Below are 18,169 nucleotides of genomic sequence, written 5' to 3' on the forward strand. Positions count from 1 at the left end.
GCAGCACTCCTAAGAGTGAAGTAAAATTGTTTCTTAATGATAGAAATGATCATTATGCACCAACCTACGATTATATTTACATACCAGGTTTGCATATTGAGACATCAACTCTGGAGGATTATTAAATCACAACGACAGGGGTATTTTCATAGTTAAGATTCTAAATTGGGATTGCTTCTTCGTTATTCATCGCAATGATATTAGACGTCGCAAGGAAAGCGGCACTCTACCGAGTGCCGCTGATGCAATACGCTTTCATCAGGGTGGACTTATCTGACCTAGATACTGGGTGTTTGAAATTTTTTTGCGGTCGACGGAAAACGTGGCGAGATAGACATCTAGTGTTTTACCTACAGAATCTGGATTGAGCTTGAATGTGTGGTATTCCGTAGCTCGGTTGGCGCCACCAATAAAGCCATCACAAAACTGCTCCTCGCGATCATAAAGTGCTACCAGCATTTGATCGATGTACTGCGTTCCTTTCACCGCATTTTTATCCCAGGTAAAATGCACCTGATCGCTACTGATAAAGCTTGCCGCCGGATTCTTAACCATTGGCAGCGTTCCTGAACTGATGACCATCTGGTCATAAGCGATTTCTATATTAGGGAAGTTCCCGGTGAATACTGATTTGTAAACGGCGGATAAAGCTGCGGCTATTTCCGTTTTTTGAATAGCGAGTACCGAAAATCCAACGGTGATGAAAGGATGGAAAGGAACTAGCCAGTCGTTAACAAACTTGAACTTATCCAAGTTAGCCTGCTGTGCAGGAGATAAAGTACGTGGTGCAGGATTAGGATTTGCTTCCTTCACGTAAGGGACGCCTTTCCATACGCCTCCAATAACAGGTCCGATTTTTCCGGACACCGGGCCAAGAATGCCTGATTTTAATTTTGCCATGATTTTTTAGTGTTAAGAGTTAGAAAATTGAGAGTCTTGCATACGCCTGGTATAGAAAGAACACCGTTTTTTGACAATAATCGGCCTTTAAGGGCTGTGTTCTGGGTGAATACACCGAGCCGACACCCAGCAAAGAGCCAGCAAACAGCCAGAAAGGACAGGTTTTTCTTGGGGCCATATCGAAGGCTCCTGAAGTGCTCCCCGAGGGGATTTGATGGAATTTTACATGTTTTCATGATTTGTATATTATGTTGTTAAGCCATATTGGCTCAGCAAACATAAGGTGCTAAATCGTTGATTACAAGCTGATAAGGTTCAGATTGCACAAGTTTACAGATAAACACGCAAGTGTACAGACACGCACACAAGTGTACACTTGTGCAATTCGATAAATTATTTACTGTTAATTAATCTGCGAGACCTGCCCGGCGCTGCAGCGACGGCGGCAGCGAATTTTTAAGATGGAATAAATACGATTAGTGAGCGTAAGAACTGGTAAATTTTAGTTCAATACTAGAATAAGCCTCTGAGTGTTTGTATGGCAATACGTAATCTTGTTTTTACAGTTCCAATAGGAATGTTTAATTCCTTGGCCGCTTCAGACTGGCTATAGCCCTCGAAATAGATCAAATCTAATATTAATTTTTGTGAACCTTTTATTTGTTGAGTCAATTTGCGAACACCAATCACATCCGGGTTATAAGAGACGTAGCTTAATTTTTCAGCTTCGTCCATAGCATCTTCAAGACTGTTATTTCTGCTACTCTTGGATTGTTCACGACTTCTAAGTTGATCGATTGCGCAATTCTTCGCCAGTCTTGCCATCCATGTAAACAGTCTTCCTTTATCTTCATCATAACTGTCAATATTTTTCCAAATCTTAATGAAGGTTTCCTGCAGAATGTCCTCGGCCACATCGCGGTCTTTGATCATCTTTGAAATTATCCCCAGTAGTGTACCAGAGTACATGCTGTAAAGTTTGTTTTGCGACCTTCGGTCACCCGTGCGCATTGCACTTACCAATTCCATTTCTGTAGTATTAATGTGGAGAATTAGACCAGGGGAAACGGCAGGTAATTTTAGTGCTGGACTCATGAGCGTTAGGAGGTTGAAGATGAATTAAGCTGAAGCTGCTGCGGTATAAGTGCGAGCGTTAGAAAGCGAATCATTATACATTTTAAGGGAAGCTTTAAGCATCTGTCTTGCCATATGGATGCGCGTTTTAACCGTACCGATAGGAACGTTCAATTCGTCGGCAATTTCATGGTATTTATAGCCTTCAAAATACCTTAAAAATGGTACCGAACAATTTTCAGGAAGGTTTTTAATTGCCTTGTTGATATCCTCCAAGGCAAATTTATTTTCGCCCAGATTACTACTCGCTGACGTGCTTAGCTGTACAGAAGACAGGTCTTCACAAACATCCATTACACCTTGCTTTCTAACCAGTTTCCTATAGCTGTTGATAAATGTATTTTTCATGATGATGAACAGCCAAGCCTTCAAGTTAGTGCCCTCTTTAAACAATGCAGCATATCGAATGGCTTTTATCAGAGTATCTTGCACCAGGTCATTGGCATCTTCAACATCTCGTGTTAATTTCATAGCGAATGCATCCAGCATTGGTCTTTCCTGGCAAATGCGAGCGTTTAAAGTAGAATCGGTCATTTTTGGGATATTTAGGTTATAAAATTTAAGACAATCCTTATACCAATATCAAATACTAGCCAATTTACACAACTGGGTTGTGAAAACAATCAAAAACCGTATGCTAATCAGGTCATTTATAAATGCTGTGTTGAATAATATGTTGGGAAATCGTATTAAATACCTGGTTAAAATAAATTTCCTCAGTCTTGAAACTTCCTCAATCACTTATTTATAAGTTGGAAGCACTGCTTTTTTTAATGCCGTTCTGGGTGGACCAGTGATCACATTGCCTTCAATGTCAAATCTGCCGCCGTGAAAAGGGCAGTCCCAGCTTTTTTCTACATCATTAAATACAACTGTACATCCTGCATGGGTGCATGTTGGATTTAGTGCCGTCACTTTACCATTTTCGTCTTTGTAGGCCGCTACCTTTTTGCCATTAATTTCGGCGACTGTTCCCTGCCCGGGTGCTAAATCTGCGAAGGAATCCAGGTCCTCAGCATTGAAACGGTCGGCCACAAAATGCCATGCCACATCAGCATTTTCCTTCACAAACTCTGTAAAACCCGCGACTGGTTTTAGTCGCGATGGACTATACAAATCAGCATATGGATTTTCAATTCCCAAGATCAGGTCACTGATGATTTTGCCAGACAAGGTTCCAAACATCATTCCATTTCCATTAAAACCCGTTGCGCAGTAGGTATTTTTTGCACCTGGCAATTCGCCGATGTAAGGTAGGCCATCTACCGGAACATAATATTGAGAGGACCATTGATAATCAATCGATGCTACCCTGTAATATTTGCGCACATAGGCTTCCAGGTTTTTCATGGCCTCCACAGGATCACCATGTCCGGTTTTATGATCTTCACCGCCTATCAGGAGGTATTTTTCACCTTTAATTTCGTGTGTCCTGAAATAATGATAAGGTTCCTGCATGTCGTACGCCAGGCCAATAGGGTAAGCATCGTGTGACAACTTAGCTGCTAAAACATAACTTCTATACGGTGCACAGCGAAAACTGAAAGGAGTAATGCCCGGAGGCATGTGCGTTGCGTAAATTAAGTTTATGCCAGTGAAAGTAGACTGCCCGGCAGATACCGTATGCAATTCATTTTCGTATTGATCATCAGTAACAAAGGTGTTTTCAAGCAAGGCGCCGCCCAATCTTGCAAACTCTTCTGCGAGCGCATTAATATATTTTAGCGGGTGAAACTGGCCCTGCTCTATAAAATGTATTGCCAGTTGGAAGGGGACAGGTACACCATTGTCCTGATATTCAGTTACGGCGATTCCGGCTTTCCTGGATGCTGCCAATATTTCTTTGAGGTGCCTGGTTTCCTTATCAGTTTCAGAAAACAGGTAAGCACCTTTGTATTCAAAATCGCAGTCGATTTGATATTCGTCGACATTGCCTTTGATGGTGCTCATGGCTTCTTTTCCAGATGCGGCCACAAGTTTAGCGGCGTCTGCTCCAAAATCTTTCTCGATTTCCGGATAGGTGGCATCAAAGAAAGTATTGAGGTGCGCACTAGTGCCTCCAGTGGTTCCAAAACCTAAGGTGCCTGCCTCAATAACAAGGCATTGTTGCCCTGCTTTTTGAAGGTTCAACGCCGTAGTGATGCCGGTAATACCTGCGCCAATAATGATCGTATCAAAAACACGATTTAGGTGCTCTGGAATAACCTGTTGCGGCTTGGCTAGGCCAGCATTCCATAGACTTTCGGTATTGCCGTCCCTTGGGACAAAGTGATTTGTATTTTCCATAATTGCAGATAGATACTGCTTAACACCTGCTTTTTTAAAAGGTTTTTGCTAGATTGAGGGAGCAATGTTTTAAACCTATGAAAAGAAAATTACTGTTGATCTCGCTGTTATTGATAACGCAGTTGTGCAATGCACAATTTAAAACGCTGACCGGCTCCTCAGGAAAAAGCATCGAAGCGTACGGAATACAGCAGGACGTATTCGGTACCTGGATGGGCCGGAGTTCGTGGAAAGACATTGCGGACGGGAACTGGATGTGGGTGGAGCAGAGCGGATTGCCTAAATGGAAAAAGGAACATTACGACAGGGCGGTTGACGTAGGTACACCATTAATCCCTACGGACGTAAATGGCAAGTTTAACCAATTTTTACAGGAAGCGATAGCCGGACAGCAAGATAGCACATACCTCTCGCTGGGAATGAAATTGGCGAAATACGGCACTAAAACAGTCTTTTCCAGGATATGGTGGGAGTTCAACATGTATCCCGTGGAGCAGGATGCAGGGTTGTTTGTAAAGGCCTGGCGAAGAGCGATCCCGCTAATCAGGAAAGGGTTTACAATGAGCGCGAAGCCAGGACAAACGCTTGAAATTGTGTGGTGCACCAATGCAGGGGCGCCAAATCCTGAACCGTTTTACCCGGGAGATGAATATGTTGATATTATAGGTTCTGATACTTATGGGATGACTTGGGGTAAAACAAACCCGACAAAAGAACAGATCATTAACCGGATTTTAAATGATCCGTATATGCTGAAATGGCAATCTGGCTTTGCTGCGGCGCACCACAAACCTGTATGTATAGGAGAGTGGGGGAATGTAGCTGTAAAGGAGGAAGGAGTTGATGATAGCAGGGGAATTGGCGATTTCCCGGAGTACATTGATGCCATTTACGATTGGGCCAAGACCAATAAATACGGATGCCGGTATGTCAGTTATTTCAATCTGGAAGATGGTGGGATACTGACTACGCTAGACAAGACCCCGCTATCGCTTGCCCGATTAAAAATCAGGGCAGCACAAGCCAGGAAGTAGTTATTATTGACGAGCCTGACTTATTATTTCTTGAAGCTGGTTGCAACAAGCGCGGTAACCAGGGCACCGAACACGTAGTATCCTACAGTCATTGCTTTGATCTGATCATTTTTAGCAACAGGTTTTGGGTTTAACCCCAATGGCTTCGGCAGTTTAACAGCGCCCACACCAGCCAATAAACCCATGGCTATAGCTTTAGGCCAGATGTACCGACTTTTGCTGGATGCAATTAGGCTATAATACATGGTGTTAGAAATGATGTCGCCAGCCAAGGTTGCCGCATACAATTCGTCGTCGTCCCTAATGTTACCACCAAAATAGCGAACCGTTTTTTGCAAAGCCTGTTCTCCTAACAAATCGATCCTGGGTGTTGTACGTTTGTTTTTGATGCTTTCGTGCAGCACATTGAGTGCAACTGCTCCAGCAAAGCCGGCTATCAGATTTTTGATCTTTCCCATAATTATGGTTTATATATTACTATCGTTTACTTATTATTTCCTTTTGAGCGGGTAGCCCTTTGGCGGTTCATATCTGTGGTGTCTGCCCCAGCGCCATTGTCGCCAGAAGTTGCACCTGTTGCTGTTATTGTGGTATCAGATGGTTGGCCAGTACTGTCGCCAATTACCCTTGACTCGCTACCTTTTTCTGGAGTTGAGGAAGAGCCGCATGATGCTAAAATCATAGTCGCCGCGGTTAGGAATAGAAAGATTTTAGTTTTCATAATAGTTTCGTTTTTTAAGCAACACTGTTGAAATGGAATTGTTCAATGAAAATGATAAAAGCAGGTTTTTACGGACTGTCTCGAAATTGAGGCGCAAAAATACCTGAAAAGCAAAACAATATTTGGCAGAACATCTCGTATGTTGGAATCTTTTCCGTTTCGCGGTTTTACTTGGATTGGGTGATGAGGATTGTATACATTTGTTGTGAGAGCGTTAATTTAAGTGCTGGGGGTGAATGGCTGGTACTGTTGCCCCCGGTTTTTTAAAATCTCTAAATAATTCATTAGTAAACTAAAAATTAAGATATAGATAGATAGCGAAATAATACATTTGCAAAATCTCTAAATATTAGAGCATTTAGCACTAAGAATCTTGTACTAGAAACGTGGAAATTTCAAAGGAAACAAGAGGATAAGTGATAAGTGCCCGTGTGTAAAAAGCATGGGCCCTGCTTATTCGTTTCCGGGCTTCCACGGCCTCTAGTACGGTAAGTTTGGGTTCCATGCTTTTTGCATTTAACCACTTCTTAGTTTCGATTCTGGAACAGCCTCAACTAACCAATACCGACTAACAATTTATAAAAAACTGAAATGAAAAAAACGAGATTAACCTTCGTACTGGCCACGCTTTGCTTAAATTTTGCCTACGGCCAGGAGAAACAAAAGTGTAAAATCGACAATACCTTTAGCGTCTTTAAGTTTGGTTTCTGCGGATACAAGACGGGCTATAAACCGGGCATCAAGATATCTCCTGATACTTTCGGGAAGGGGAAGACCATTACGGTCAGGAATTTACCAATTACCCAACTTTATGCGATTGCCTTAAACTGCGGTAAGCAGTTATGCGATGACAACATTATCCTGGATGTACGTGAACCTAAGAAATTGCAAGAGCTTCGCTGCTACCAACTTATCGTTCCCTACAATCAACTAGACAACTTTTATGTCATTATGCATCAAAATTTGAATTTAGAATTTCCAGAATATGCGGCAAAAATGGAACTTCGCAACAATTTAAATTACCTGGTCATTACGGAGAAGGAAGATAAATTATAAAGAGGCATAAACATTACACATACCAAATATAAACACCTATGGTGAAGAAGAAATACGTTTATTTAGTTGGAGAGCAACACGAGGATCCGAAAGAATATATCGATGCGGCATTTGATTCGCTACAGAAGGCGCAGGCTTATCGCGACCGTTATAAGGACAGCGATGCAGAGATTTTCGTTTGTGAGGTAAACCCGGAATACCACAGCGACAAAACCAGCAATTGCTATTATGTAGAACTCACCAGGGATAGTGATGAGCCGCAAGATGTGATGATCTCCAATAAAATGGCCAGTGCGAAGATGGCAGTTAATGATCAAATAGAAGTGAGCCGGATAAATGGTGGTGGAGAGGTTTTCGGAATTTACCTTTTCGCCACATCAGAAGAAGAGGCTGTAGAACGCGCGATTATCAGGCGAGATAGGGAAGGTTAAGACTAGAGTATTTCAGGATAAAACAAAGCTTATTTCCGTATAGGATATATCGGTGTTTTTTCGCTTTGCGTTTTGGGTTGGTTAGTGGTTGGTTCGTCCTTGGTTGGTCCTTGATTAAACCTTGAGTCGATTCAGGACTTGTCAACCATGGCGCAAGGATGAGTCAATATTATCACATACCTAAACGCAAGTCAAAGGGAGAAGGGATAGAGACTTAGGAGTATATGGTTCTATAGAATTGGCTTACGCTATAACAATCCCGTCATTCGTTAAATTATTGTATATTTCAACTGAAAAGACAATATAGGAGCGCTTAACATTAACCAGGATAGCCGGTTGTTTACTCGCGTCAACAGAAGAACATGGCCAAACAGACATTTTTTACGCTCATACTGCTGTCAGCAAGCTTGCTGGTTAAATCGCAAACGAAGCAAGAAGTTGTTTCAGCCACTGAAGCAAATTCGAAAATAGATATTCGACCTGAAAAGGCTGTTTTTATTAAAAAGTATGACATCAGAGAAGTAATCTTCAAATCAGTTAGAACAAATCGATTCACGGATTCAATAGCTGTGTTGCCAATTAACGAGGCACATCTATTTTCAATAGCAGTTTCATTTGACAGCCGGGGCGACGTGGATACCAGTTATTTCTCTGCGAAGATGACACCCCGTCTTACCGAACTGTTCATGCCTAGCAAGGAGTTAAAAACAGCGATATCAAGGAGCATTCACAGATCGAAAGTGTACAAAGATGTGGTGGTCTTATTCCCTGTTATATTTCATTATCGAGACCATAAGATGATAGACAAGAGTATCTTCATGCAAGATTGGAGTAATCTGTGGCCAAGCTTTAGTCCTAAAGACAGCCTGAAAAAGCTGATATTGTTAGAGCCTTATAATTGCTGGATCTGGAGTTCTCATCGACAAAACTAAGCCATATTGCTTGTATCTGACTCCGAAAGTGGAATGACTAACATCACTTTGCACTTTCATACTAATGATACTCAAAATCGGGTGTTAGACTTCCTATTACTAAGCCAGTGAGTGAGTACCACTTTTTAGGAAGGAGTGTTAACGGTAAAACTATGGCTGGATGTGAGATGGTAAAGGGCATTTAGTTCGATTGTGCATTAAATAAATATTTCATGATTCATTAAAATCCCACTGCTTACAAAACTGTGCAATCCTATTTTCTGCTTCTTCTTTTGAAATTCCATTAAAGTACTCTCTTACTAATGGATGATCATGATCTCGATGTGGGACAAGTAATGGCCTGGAATTACCAATTTGAGTGATTACATTCATTGGAATTCCAACTGTGTTTTCATAGCCTATTAACGAACTAGATAACCAGCCGAAATAAGAAACTTGGTGATCCTCATTAAAAAAGTTGTCGGAATAATTATTAAAACTGCTCTCGATTAAGGATACCCAAACTCCATAATCCAATTCATCGCAATGATCTGTCACGTTTAATTTTAGTGTACATCTAATGAAAAAATCAACTCGATCACTAAAATCCATAATGCAAAAGTCATCATTTAATTCAAAGTTGCCTTCATATTGAGAAGACACGTCATCATAGTTGATTGGTGCAAAATATGCTAAAGCAGGCCAATCGTCATGTTGGCCGCCACAGTGACTGCAAGTATACTTTTCCATTTCTAATTATTATAAAAGTATGGAAAGGTTTTAAATTCATCATTTTTCTTGGTAGAGAATTTTGACACCGTTGATTTCCTGTAGTTTTTTAAATATTCTCAATTTGGAATCGTATGTAATATTTAACGTATCGTTCCCCTTCCATGCCAACCGTATGGTCATCGAATCTAGTTTCGTAGAGGCGTGATCGTAGTCTGCAATAAATACATTCCTCAGTTTGCTATTGGATAATTCAAATTCTTGGTCTTCGATTGAAACATGTAATGAATTATCCACTGTAGCGTTGCCGGCGTTCTCAAACACAATTGCCTTTTTAGTACTGTCGATACTGGAGAACTGGTTAATGAGTGTAGAAGAACCTTCCTCGAAGATTTCAGTGCAAGAGGAAATGGAAGTTATTAATACTAGAAGAAAATAAGATTTCAAATGCTTATTCATTTTTTTGCCTTAAAAGTTCTTTTACTGTCCAATCAAGCTCGTCTTGATTACACCAATATTCGCTGATTTCTTGAAACTACCCAAAAGCCGCCATCTTCATCACCATATTCCTTTTCTTTCCATTTCTCAGGTTTGATTTTAATAAGATTCCAAAAGTTTAGGATTCACCCTCAGGTTTTGATTCACCTCGGGAAATCCATTGTTCTAGCTCTTCCATTGTAATTGGCGTCCACATCTTTCAGTCATAAGTTACAATACTAGATTAAGAATTTCAAGCGGTTCAATATTTTGAGCTTTTTATCTTCATTCTCAATAAGGAGTATGATGTGCAGGCAAGTTTTACAAACATCGGCGTCGACACCAATTATCGCTTTGAATTGTCTTGTACGCACGATTTTTAATTATCTAAAAATAAATATTCTGTTATATATTAGGTAATTCAAATATTTTAATAATATTTGAATTAACCGATACAGACTTTGCCTCAGTGTTTAGGGATACTGGGAGATTACTTTAACGCTACTTTCAATTTGGGGATTGCAAATATATTGTGTTTGCAATTGTTGTCTCATTAATTTACTTTATACATTATTACTAAATAAGAGGGATGAAATATCTATATAAGCTTTTTTTAGCCTTTAATTCGACCTACTTGATAATCGTTGTATTTCTAATTAATGAGAAATACAAGTTTCCAATACTGAGTCATCTTCCTTACTACACTCACCTTTCCCGACTGATATTTATCTTGACTCCAATATTTTTAACATGGTTAAGTTTCTTTCTTCTGAAATTTCTTGGACAAGATAGTATTACCAAATCCGATGTTGTAGAAATCGAACTAGCTAACAATTCGTTCTTGCCCACATATCTCGGTTATTTCTTTGTGTCTCTTGGCATATCCGACCTTGAAACTATGGTCTTTGTATTTGTTATTATTTATGTCTTCACAGCGCTATCACAAACCCTTTATTTCAATCCGATATTTCTAATATTCGGATATCACTTTTATTTTTTAAAGCTGACAAGCAACGTCAAAATATTTTTAATTACAAAAAAGAGGCTTAAAAAACCTGGAGATACAGACTTCCTGCATTTGAGAAGAATAAACGATTACACATTTATAGATACTGAATAAAATGGATTATTTATTAGCAAAAGTTAAAAGAAAATCAAATCTCTTTAAAATCTTGACAGATCAAAATATTTTTGAAATACCCATTACTTTAGAAGATAGCATTGTTTATGACCCCGCAACATTAATTGAAGAAGAAGAATGGTATAAAATAGATAATTTTTCACAATCACCTTTTGCGTTGGATTTTCTTAAAAATGCTTTCATTTCCGCTAACCATGACCAAATAGCTAGGGATCATTATGTCAAGATACAATATTTATGTTCTGTACAAACACAATATTATTGTTTTCAAGTGATAAATTCTCATAGCCTTCTTAAAAGATCTTGGGTTTCGATAAGCGATAATCCAGAAATTATTAAGGATAAGCCGGTCGTGATGATTAATAAAGTTCCAGATTCAATTTATAATAAGAATACGGATATATTACACTTTAAAAAAATCAGTGTAGCAAAGATGATTTTTAATGGATTGGACACTCTATACCGAGAGGCAACAGATGTTGAAACTCAAAACTTTTTAGCTAATGATTTCATCTCACTACAAAATGGATTTGATTTGAATTCTGTGAAGATTCCTAATCGAAAGAGGATAGCTCTTGTTATGGATACCTTGAACAATTTTACGCAAGTAGATAAAGATTATATTTATCAGTATATCCAAACATATTGTCAAGTTCCGTTTAACAACAATAGTTTCGAAATTTCCACTGAGGATGATTTGAAGAATATTTTGTTTGGAATAGAACAGAGGTTTTATACAACTCAGTTGGGTAATGAAAGAAGAATCGCAAATTCAATAATATCCTTGTAATTGGTATTCTGTATTGAATTTGATAATACAGTCAAATCCTAGGTCTAATGTGCATACATATATTAATGGCACATTCTGTGGTAAGTCGCGTACGCATCTCCTAAACTAAAGAATTATGTAGAATTGCTTTCATTCTTCCCTAGCATTTTCACTCTTCTCAATTTCCTAAAAATAACCCATATTGCATATACTGAAAAAACTGATCGATTAATAAGTATATGTCTGAGGACCAAAAGAAACAGCTAGAGCAGCAGCTTTGGAATATTGCCAATACCTTGCGCGGTAAGATGGATGCAGATGAATTTAGGGATTATATCCTGGGATTTATCTTCTACAAATACCTAAGTGAAAAGATGCTGATTTATGCGAACAGCATACTTAAGGAGGATAAGATAAAGTACCAGAATTTAAAGGAGGGGTCCGAAAAAGACCAGCCATATCTAGAGGCGGTAAGAGATGAAGCCATTCACGAATTAGGATATTTCTTAAAGCCATCAGAATTATTTAGCGAAATAGCTAGAAGGGGAAATGCGAAGCTTGCGGATGAAGCAGGTGAAAGTCAAAGCAATTTTATACTTGAAGATTTAACTAAAATACTTCAGAACATTGAGCAAAGTACCATGGGTACTGATAGTGAGGATGATTTTGATAATTTATTTGAAGATTTAGATTTGACTTCAACTAAGCTGGGACGCACTGAAGCAGCTAAGAATGAGTTAATTTCAAAAGTGCTTTCACATTTAGATAAGATAGATTTCAAATTGGAAGATGCTAATTCTGACGTTTTAGGTGACGCTTACGAATATTTAATTGGCCAATTTGCTAGTGGTGCCGGAAAAAAGGCGGGAGAATTTTATACACCACAGCAGGTATCAACCGTGTTGGCTAAAATAGTGACAACTGGTAAAACTAAACTGAAATCTGTTTATGACCCTACATGTGGCTCTGGTTCACTACTGTTAAGGGTAGCAAAAGAAGCCCAGGTTTCTGATTTTTATGGACAGGAACTCAATAGAACAACATATAACCTGGCAAGAATGAACATGATCTTGCATGATGTTCATTACAGTAGATTTGATATTAAACAGGAGGACACACTTACACATCCGCAACATTTAGATAAGAAATTTGAAGCAATAGTTGCTAATCCGCCATTTTCTGCACAATGGAGTGCCAGTACTTTGTTTATGAGCGATGACCGGTTTAGTCAATACGGTAAACTGGCACCTAGTAGTAAGGCTGATTTTGCTTTTGTACAACACATGATCCATCACTTGGCTGATAATGGAATTATGGCTGTAGTGTTACCTCATGGTGTTTTATTTAGAGGTGGTGCCGAGGGGCATATTCGAAAATACCTAATTCAAGATCGTAATTATCTGGATGCAGTAATTGGATTGCCGGCCAATATTTTTTATGGTACTGGAATTCCAACTTCGATATTAGTGTTTAAAAAGTGCCGCAAAGTGGATGATAGCGTTTTATTTGTTGACGCCAGTAAGCATTTTGGTAAGAATGGCAATCAAAATCAATTACGTCAAGAAGACATTGATCAGATTGTAAATGTCTATCGTGAGCGTGCTGTTATTGAAAAATATAGTTATAGTTCAAGCCTCACTGAAATCACAGAAAATGATTACAATTTAAACATCGCGCGTTATGTTGAAACTTTTGAAACTGAGGAAGTAATTAATCTTAACGCATTAGCCGATAGGCTAACAGTTATTGACAAGCAAATGGTCGTTATAGATTCTACGATTTTGAAATTCTGTGATGAGTTGGGAATCAAGTCTCCTTTTTAACATGGATAATCAAAAAATACCGGTATTAAGATTTTCAGAATTTAAAGATCATTGGACATCATGCTGCTTAAAACAAATCATAATAACCTTGCAGTCCGGAGTGAGTGTTAAATCGGAGGACATAAGGATTACTTCAAAGGATGAATTCGGAATTCTAAAAACCAGCTCTGTTAGTTTTGGAAAGTTTAGGAGTTCTGAAAATAAAAAAATTCTTGATGAAGAATTGGTAAATGCGAGGCTGAATCCTCTTCGAGATACTATTCTTATTAGCAGAATGAATACTCCGCAATTAGTTGGGGAAAGTGGTTATGTTGATAAAGATTATCCGAGCCTTTTTATTCCGGATAGACTATGGATGGCAACCTTAGACAAAAATAAAGTTAATGTAAAGTGGCTAAGTATCTTGTTGGCTACAACGAAAATTAAAGATCAGATAAGTAACATTGCTTCGGGTACTAGTGGCACCATGAAGAACATTTCAAAACCGAATTTTTTAAACATTGAGATATCGATACCTTCCTTGATCGAACAAAGTAAAATTGCAAGTTTTCTAACTTTTGTTGATGATAAGATCCAACTTCTCAATAAAAAGAAAAAGCTGGTGGATAAATACAAAAAAGGTGTAATGCAAAAAATATTTAACCAAGAGGTTAGATTTAAAGATGACCAAGGTTCCCCCTATTCCGACTGGGTAACTAAAAAAGCCAAAGACATTTTTATAAATCACACGAATAAGAAACATAATGGAGACCTGCAAATATTAGCAATAACTCAAGATCAAGGGGCTGTTCTTAGGAGTTCTATTGGCAAAGACATTTATTCTTCTGAGGATAGTGTTAAGTCTTACAAAATTGTTGAAGTTGGCGACTTTATAATCAGCCTAAGATCTTTTCAAGGTGGTATAGAATATTCTAATGTAATGGGTATCTGCAGTCCGGCGTACACAGTATTAAAGCCTAAAATTGAATTATCAGCAATTTTCTTTAGATATTATCTGAAAAAAGAAAGCTTTATTCAAGAGCTGAGCAATTCAGTGATTGGTATAAGGGACGGGAAGCAAATTAGCTTCGACGTATTTTCAGGAATGAAATTGCCTTTCCCTTGTTTTGAAGAACAAACCAAAATAGCTAATTTTCTTTCCGCAATTGACGATAAAATCAACCTTATCTCCCAGCAAATAGAAAACGCTAAAGAATTCAAAAAAGGGCTGTTACAGCAAATGTTTGTTTAGACGTCCAAAGGTGCTATATTAGTTAAATAGAATGAATAATGTAAAAACATGTATTTACCGGATGAGACTTTACAGTAACTTGGAAGTCGCTTTGCTAACCCAGAATACTATTACTAATGATCGATTTTAAGACTAATAATTTATTACAAGCGGATGTGGAGGCACTAGTCAATGCTGTGAACACGGTAGGTATAATGGGTGAAGGGATTGCCCTCCAGTTTAAGGAGAAATTTGATCTCAATTATAAGATTTATAAAAAAGCATGTGCTGCAGGAGAAGTGGTGCCAGGTGAAATGTTTGTCACTAACACCAATCATGCAATCGGTCCAAAATACATCATCAACTTTCCTACAAAAACAGACTGGCATACTTCTACCAAGCTGGAATATATTGAATCTGGTCTTGATGACCTCATTAAAGTAATTGAAGAAAAAAATATCAAATCCATTGCGATTCCTGCTTTGGGTTGTGGTAATGGTGGGCTAAATTGGGGTGTTGTAAAGCCATTAATTTTAAATAAGCTTAAACTAATGGAAGATCATCTGAATATTCAGATTTTTGAACCTGCTGGCGATTTTCAAGCGGATAGTAAGTCGTCGGGTCGATATGACTTATTTCAGAAGAATACACATCAAAGGGGACAGGGAAGATGACCCATCAACCCGAACAAATATTAGAGGAAATCTTAGTTAAGCAGTTAATCTCTCTAGGTCATGAGTCCGTTGTCATCAAAGACGAAACTGCGCTCCTAACTAATCTTAAAGTTCAACTGGAAAAGCACAACCGCACCCAGTTTTCTGATAAGGAGTTTAGTAAAATACTCAATCAACTCAATAAGCAAAGCAGTGTTTTTGAAAGGGCCAAAATACTTCGTGATAAATTTGCACTGCAAAAGGATGATGGCACTGTTGCCTATATCGAATTTATCAATCAGGATCACTGGTGTAAGAATGAGTTTCAGGTAGCCAATCAGGTTACCATGGAAGGCAGTTATAAAAATCGTTATGATGTGACAATCTTAATCAATGGCTTGCCATTGGCTCAGATTGAGTTGAAGAGAAGAGGCCTGGAGTTAAAAGAGGCTTTCAACCAAGTAAACCGATACCAAAGGCATTCCTATTGCTCATCAAACGGCTTGTACCTATATGTACAATTATTTGTGATCAGCAATGGCGTAAATACTAAGTATTATGCCAATAATCGGCTGGCTGCACTTACATTTAAGCAGACTTTTTTCTGGGCTGATGTGCGTAATCAAAACATTACCCAGCTTTCTAAATTTGCAGAGGTGTTTTTGGAGCCTTGCCACTTGGCAAAAATGGTTACCAAATATATTGTACTCAATGAAACTGATAAATTGCTGATGGTGCTGCGGCCATATCAGTATTATGCGGTGGAGGCTTTAATTGACAGGGTAAAGAATACAAATAAAAATGGTTACATCTGGCATACTACTGGCTCTGGTAAAACCTTAACTTCATTTAAGGCCAGTCAAATTTTAACCAATCTGCCCTTGGTGGACAAAGTGGTTTTTGTGGTGGACAGGAGAGACCTGGATTATCAGACCAATAAAGAGTTCAATAGCTTTAGTAAGGGTAGTGTAGATGAAACAGAGGATACGCATAGTCTGGTTACCAAATTAACTGATGATACAAAGTTAATCATCACTACCATCCAGAAGCTGAATAATGCGGTATTCAATGCGCGCTACCTCAGCAGAATGGAAAAGCTGAAGGAGCAGCGCATCGTGTTTATTTTTGATGAATGCCATAGAAGTCAGTTTGGCGATACGCATAAGCGGATACGGGCTTTCTTTAATAATTACCAGATGTTCGGTTTCACAGGTACACCGATTTTTGCAGAAAATGCGATTAGTAATTCTTATGGCAAGCGTACAACTAAAGAATTATTTGACGACTGCTTGCATAAATATGTGATTACCGATGCTATCAAGGATGAAAATGTATTAAAATTCTCGATTGAGTACGTGGGCAGGTATAAAGATAAAATTGACAAGCCAACTTTTGTCGATATCCCTGTGGAGGATATTGACACGCAAGAGTTATTGGAGAGCCCGAAGCGTTTAGATAAAATCGCCGATTACATTATTGACAATCACGGACGTAAAACGCATTCCAAAGATTTTACAGCCATGTTTTGTGTGAGCAGCATTGACGCGCTTACGAAGTATTATGATCTTTTCAAAAGTAAAAAGGAAGATGGCCGGCATAATCTTCGTATTGCGACGATATTCTCTTATGGTGTTAACGAAGACGATAAGGATGCAAATGGGTTGATCGAAGAGGAAGACACTTTTAGCATGGCTGCGGACCCAATCGCTGCTTACAAAACACTACACAGTAGGGATGTGTTGGAAGAATACATTGGAGACTATAATGAGCTTTTCAATACAAGCTTTACTACTAAAGACAGTCATTCTTTTTACTTGTATTATAATGACATTGCTAAACGGGTGAAGGAAAGGCAAATTGATTTGTTGTTGGTGGTGAATATGTTTTTAACTGGTTTCGACAGTAAAACACTCAACACGCTGTATGTTGACAAGAACCTGAAATACCATGGCTTGATTCAGGCTTTTTCCCGTACAAACAGAATATTGAATGAGTTGAAATCTCAGGGGAATATTGTTTGTTTCAGAAACTTGAAGCAAGCTACAGATGATGCGATTACACTTTTCTCCAATAAGGATGCAATCGACGTGATTGTAATGGAACCGTACGAAGATTATGTGGCTAAGTTTAACGAAGCCTATGCTGCATTATTGGAGATTGTCCCTACAGTTGACAGTGTAAATGATTTGAATAGTGAAAACGACAAGCTGCGTTTTGTGCAAGCGTTTAGAGCGTTAATGCGGATTAAAAATATCTTAACTAGTTTCGCAGATTTCGATCCTGTGCAGATCGATATGGATGACCAGAGTTTTGAGGATTACAAAAGCAAGTACCTGGATTTATATGAGAGTTCGAAAGGACCGGAAAAGGAGAAAGTGTCTATTCTGGATGATGTAGATTTTGAACTGGAGCTAATTCACAGGGATGAGATTAATGTGGATTATATCCTAATGTTACTGGCAAAGTTTGTGGCGGTACCCAAAAGTGATGAAAAAGGAAAGCAACAGCAAGCCAAACAGATTACTGATCTGATAGACGGAACGGTGCAGTTAAGGAGCAAGAAGGAACTGATTGAAAAGTTTATTGCAGAGAATGTTCCACAGCTAACTAAGAATGGAGACATCAAAGCAGAATTTAGCAAGTTTTGGTCTAAAGAGCAAGAGGCTGCATTTTATAATCTGGTTACCGAAGAGAAGTTAAAGCCAGTGGAACTGCAAGCTGTGATCGAAAATTATTTGTATAGCGAACGTGTGCCACTACGGGATGAAATAGTAAGTGTGCTGGAGTCAGCACCGAAGGTATTGGAGCGTAAAACGAAAGTAGAAAGGGTAATGACCAAGATTATAGATTTTGTGAATACGTTTTTTGATGGGGTTGAAAAGGTAGACAACTAG

At 38.7% G+C, this 18,169-nt stretch carries 18 protein-coding genes; 9 read left to right on the forward strand and 9 right to left on the reverse strand.

Going from position 1 to position 18,169, the window contains the following annotated elements; genetic code table 11:
* Positions 1 to 258 precede the first annotated feature (258 nt).
* The 4 genes from ACXZ1K_RS07730 to ACXZ1K_RS07745 form a co-directional block, all read right to left on the reverse strand.
* The gene (locus tag ACXZ1K_RS07730) at positions 259 to 867 is read right to left on the reverse strand and encodes a DUF6266 family protein (protein WP_458972803.1); all 609 of its coding nucleotides are present in this window, start codon (positions 865 to 867) and stop codon (positions 259 to 261) included.
* A 546-nt stretch (positions 868 to 1,413) separates the two neighbouring features.
* Complete coding sequence (locus tag ACXZ1K_RS07735; RefSeq protein WP_458972804.1) at positions 1,414 to 1,995, reverse strand: RNA polymerase sigma factor; 582 nt, start codon at positions 1,993 to 1,995, stop codon at positions 1,414 to 1,416.
* A gap of 24 nt (positions 1,996 to 2,019) precedes the next feature.
* Positions 2,020 to 2,568: a sigma-70 family RNA polymerase sigma factor gene (locus ACXZ1K_RS07740; protein ID WP_458972805.1), complete on the reverse strand. Its 549-nt coding sequence runs from the start codon at positions 2,566 to 2,568 to the stop codon at positions 2,020 to 2,022.
* A gap of 207 nt (positions 2,569 to 2,775) precedes the next feature.
* Positions 2,776 to 4,320 (reverse strand): FAD-dependent oxidoreductase, encoded by a 1,545-nt coding sequence (locus tag ACXZ1K_RS07745; protein WP_458972806.1) that lies wholly within the window; start codon positions 4,318 to 4,320, stop codon positions 2,776 to 2,778.
* Positions 4,321 to 4,397: 77 nt separating this feature from the next.
* On the opposite strand from ACXZ1K_RS07745, the gene ACXZ1K_RS07750 reads away from it, so the two are divergent.
* Positions 4,398 to 5,354, forward strand: a complete 957-nt coding sequence (locus tag ACXZ1K_RS07750) for a glycosyl hydrolase (RefSeq protein WP_458972807.1) — start codon at positions 4,398 to 4,400, stop codon at positions 5,352 to 5,354.
* A gap of 23 nt (positions 5,355 to 5,377) precedes the next feature.
* Here ACXZ1K_RS07750 and ACXZ1K_RS07755 read toward each other — a convergent pair whose 3' ends face one another.
* Together ACXZ1K_RS07755 and ACXZ1K_RS07760 are read right to left on the reverse strand one after the other, a co-directional pair.
* A complete protein-coding gene (locus ACXZ1K_RS07755) occupies positions 5,378 to 5,812 on the reverse strand; it encodes a hypothetical protein (RefSeq protein WP_458972808.1) in 435 nt (144 codons plus the stop codon).
* 26 nt (positions 5,813 to 5,838) lie between these two features.
* Positions 5,839 to 6,075, reverse strand: a complete 237-nt coding sequence (locus tag ACXZ1K_RS07760) for a hypothetical protein (protein WP_458972809.1) — start codon at positions 6,073 to 6,075, stop codon at positions 5,839 to 5,841.
* A gap of 591 nt (positions 6,076 to 6,666) precedes the next feature.
* Here ACXZ1K_RS07760 and ACXZ1K_RS07765 point away from each other — a divergent pair.
* The 3 genes from ACXZ1K_RS07765 to ACXZ1K_RS07775 all read left to right on the forward strand — a co-directional run bounded on the left by ACXZ1K_RS07765 (position 6,667) and on the right by ACXZ1K_RS07775 (position 8,494).
* Positions 6,667 to 7,131, forward strand: coding sequence for a hypothetical protein (locus ACXZ1K_RS07765; RefSeq protein WP_458972810.1), 465 nt, complete (start codon positions 6,667 to 6,669; stop codon positions 7,129 to 7,131).
* Positions 7,132 to 7,169: 38 nt separating this feature from the next.
* Positions 7,170 to 7,562, forward strand: a complete 393-nt coding sequence (locus ACXZ1K_RS07770; RefSeq protein ID WP_458972811.1) for a hypothetical protein — start codon at positions 7,170 to 7,172, stop codon at positions 7,560 to 7,562.
* 362 nt (positions 7,563 to 7,924) lie between these two features.
* The gene (locus tag ACXZ1K_RS07775; RefSeq protein ID WP_458972812.1) at positions 7,925 to 8,494 is read left to right on the forward strand and encodes a hypothetical protein; all 570 of its coding nucleotides are present in this window, start codon (positions 7,925 to 7,927) and stop codon (positions 8,492 to 8,494) included.
* Positions 8,495 to 8,555: 61 nt separating this feature from the next.
* Here the strand turns inward: ACXZ1K_RS07775 and ACXZ1K_RS07780 are convergent, their stop codons facing one another.
* Genes ACXZ1K_RS07780 through ACXZ1K_RS07790 form a run of 3 tightly spaced genes read right to left on the reverse strand, consistent with a single transcriptional unit; the run spans position 8,556 to position 9,661 of the window.
* Positions 8,556 to 8,675 (reverse strand): DUF4184 family protein, encoded by a 120-nt coding sequence (locus ACXZ1K_RS07780; RefSeq protein WP_458972813.1) that lies wholly within the window; start codon positions 8,673 to 8,675, stop codon positions 8,556 to 8,558.
* Between the two features lie 29 nt (positions 8,676 to 8,704).
* Positions 8,705 to 9,223, reverse strand: coding sequence for a DUF2199 domain-containing protein (locus tag ACXZ1K_RS07785; RefSeq protein WP_458972814.1), 519 nt, complete (start codon positions 9,221 to 9,223; stop codon positions 8,705 to 8,707).
* 39 nt (positions 9,224 to 9,262) lie between these two features.
* Positions 9,263 to 9,661 (reverse strand): hypothetical protein, encoded by a 399-nt coding sequence (locus tag ACXZ1K_RS07790; RefSeq protein WP_458972815.1) that lies wholly within the window; start codon positions 9,659 to 9,661, stop codon positions 9,263 to 9,265.
* Between the two features lie 1,139 nt (positions 9,662 to 10,800).
* On the opposite strand from ACXZ1K_RS07790, the gene ACXZ1K_RS07795 reads away from it, so the two are divergent.
* The 5 genes from ACXZ1K_RS07795 (at position 10,801) to ACXZ1K_RS07815 (ending at position 18,169) form a co-directional block, all read left to right on the forward strand.
* Positions 10,801 to 11,610, forward strand: a complete 810-nt coding sequence (locus tag ACXZ1K_RS07795; RefSeq protein WP_458972816.1) for a hypothetical protein — start codon at positions 10,801 to 10,803, stop codon at positions 11,608 to 11,610.
* Between the two features lie 218 nt (positions 11,611 to 11,828).
* Entirely contained in the window at positions 11,829 to 13,412 is a 1,584-nt protein-coding gene (locus tag ACXZ1K_RS07800; RefSeq protein WP_458972817.1) for a type I restriction-modification system subunit M, read from the forward strand.
* A gap of 1 nt (position 13,413) precedes the next feature.
* Complete coding sequence (locus ACXZ1K_RS07805; RefSeq protein ID WP_458972818.1) at positions 13,414 to 14,643, forward strand: restriction endonuclease subunit S; 1,230 nt, start codon at positions 13,414 to 13,416, stop codon at positions 14,641 to 14,643.
* Between the two features lie 116 nt (positions 14,644 to 14,759).
* Complete coding sequence (locus ACXZ1K_RS07810) at positions 14,760 to 15,296, forward strand: macro domain-containing protein (protein WP_458972819.1); 537 nt, start codon at positions 14,760 to 14,762, stop codon at positions 15,294 to 15,296.
* On the forward strand, positions 15,293 to 18,169 hold the full coding sequence (locus tag ACXZ1K_RS07815; RefSeq protein WP_458972820.1) for a type I restriction endonuclease subunit R: 2,877 nt from the start codon (positions 15,293 to 15,295) through the stop codon (positions 18,167 to 18,169). Before ACXZ1K_RS07810 ends, ACXZ1K_RS07815 begins: the two co-directional genes overlap by 4 nt.

The organism is Pedobacter jaeyakensis (assembly GCF_054461315.1).

Bases quoted from the DNA above. Each gene is read 5' to 3' on its own strand.
- ACXZ1K_RS07735 (WP_458972804.1), bottom strand. From the start codon at position 1,995: ATGAGTCCAGCACTAAAATTACCTGCCGTTTCCCCTGGTCTAATTCTC.
- ACXZ1K_RS07740 (WP_458972805.1), bottom strand. From the start codon at position 2,568: ATGACCGATTCTACTTTAAACGCTCGCATTTGCCAGGAAAGACCAATG.
- ACXZ1K_RS07745 (WP_458972806.1), bottom strand. From the start codon at position 4,320: ATGGAAAATACAAATCACTTTGTCCCAAGGGACGGCAATACCGAAAGT.
- ACXZ1K_RS07750 (WP_458972807.1), top strand. From the start codon at position 4,398: ATGAAAAGAAAATTACTGTTGATCTCGCTGTTATTGATAACGCAGTTG.
- ACXZ1K_RS07755 (WP_458972808.1), bottom strand. From the start codon at position 5,812: ATGGGAAAGATCAAAAATCTGATAGCCGGCTTTGCTGGAGCAGTTGCA.
- ACXZ1K_RS07760 (WP_458972809.1), bottom strand. From the start codon at position 6,075: ATGAAAACTAAAATCTTTCTATTCCTAACCGCGGCGACTATGATTTTA.
- ACXZ1K_RS07765 (WP_458972810.1), top strand. From the start codon at position 6,667: ATGAAAAAAACGAGATTAACCTTCGTACTGGCCACGCTTTGCTTAAAT.
- ACXZ1K_RS07770 (WP_458972811.1), top strand. From the start codon at position 7,170: ATGGTGAAGAAGAAATACGTTTATTTAGTTGGAGAGCAACACGAGGAT.
- ACXZ1K_RS07775 (WP_458972812.1), top strand. From the start codon at position 7,925: ATGGCCAAACAGACATTTTTTACGCTCATACTGCTGTCAGCAAGCTTG.
- ACXZ1K_RS07780 (WP_458972813.1), bottom strand. From the start codon at position 8,675: ATGCCCTTTACCATCTCACATCCAGCCATAGTTTTACCGTTAACACTC.
- ACXZ1K_RS07785 (WP_458972814.1), bottom strand. From the start codon at position 9,223: ATGGAAAAGTATACTTGCAGTCACTGTGGCGGCCAACATGACGATTGG.
- ACXZ1K_RS07790 (WP_458972815.1), bottom strand. From the start codon at position 9,661: ATGAATAAGCATTTGAAATCTTATTTTCTTCTAGTATTAATAACTTCC.
- ACXZ1K_RS07795 (WP_458972816.1), top strand. From the start codon at position 10,801: ATGGATTATTTATTAGCAAAAGTTAAAAGAAAATCAAATCTCTTTAAA.
- ACXZ1K_RS07800 (WP_458972817.1), top strand. From the start codon at position 11,829: ATGTCTGAGGACCAAAAGAAACAGCTAGAGCAGCAGCTTTGGAATATT.
- ACXZ1K_RS07805 (WP_458972818.1), top strand. From the start codon at position 13,414: ATGGATAATCAAAAAATACCGGTATTAAGATTTTCAGAATTTAAAGAT.
- ACXZ1K_RS07810 (WP_458972819.1), top strand. From the start codon at position 14,760: ATGATCGATTTTAAGACTAATAATTTATTACAAGCGGATGTGGAGGCA.
- ACXZ1K_RS07815 (WP_458972820.1), top strand. From the start codon at position 15,293: ATGACCCATCAACCCGAACAAATATTAGAGGAAATCTTAGTTAAGCAG.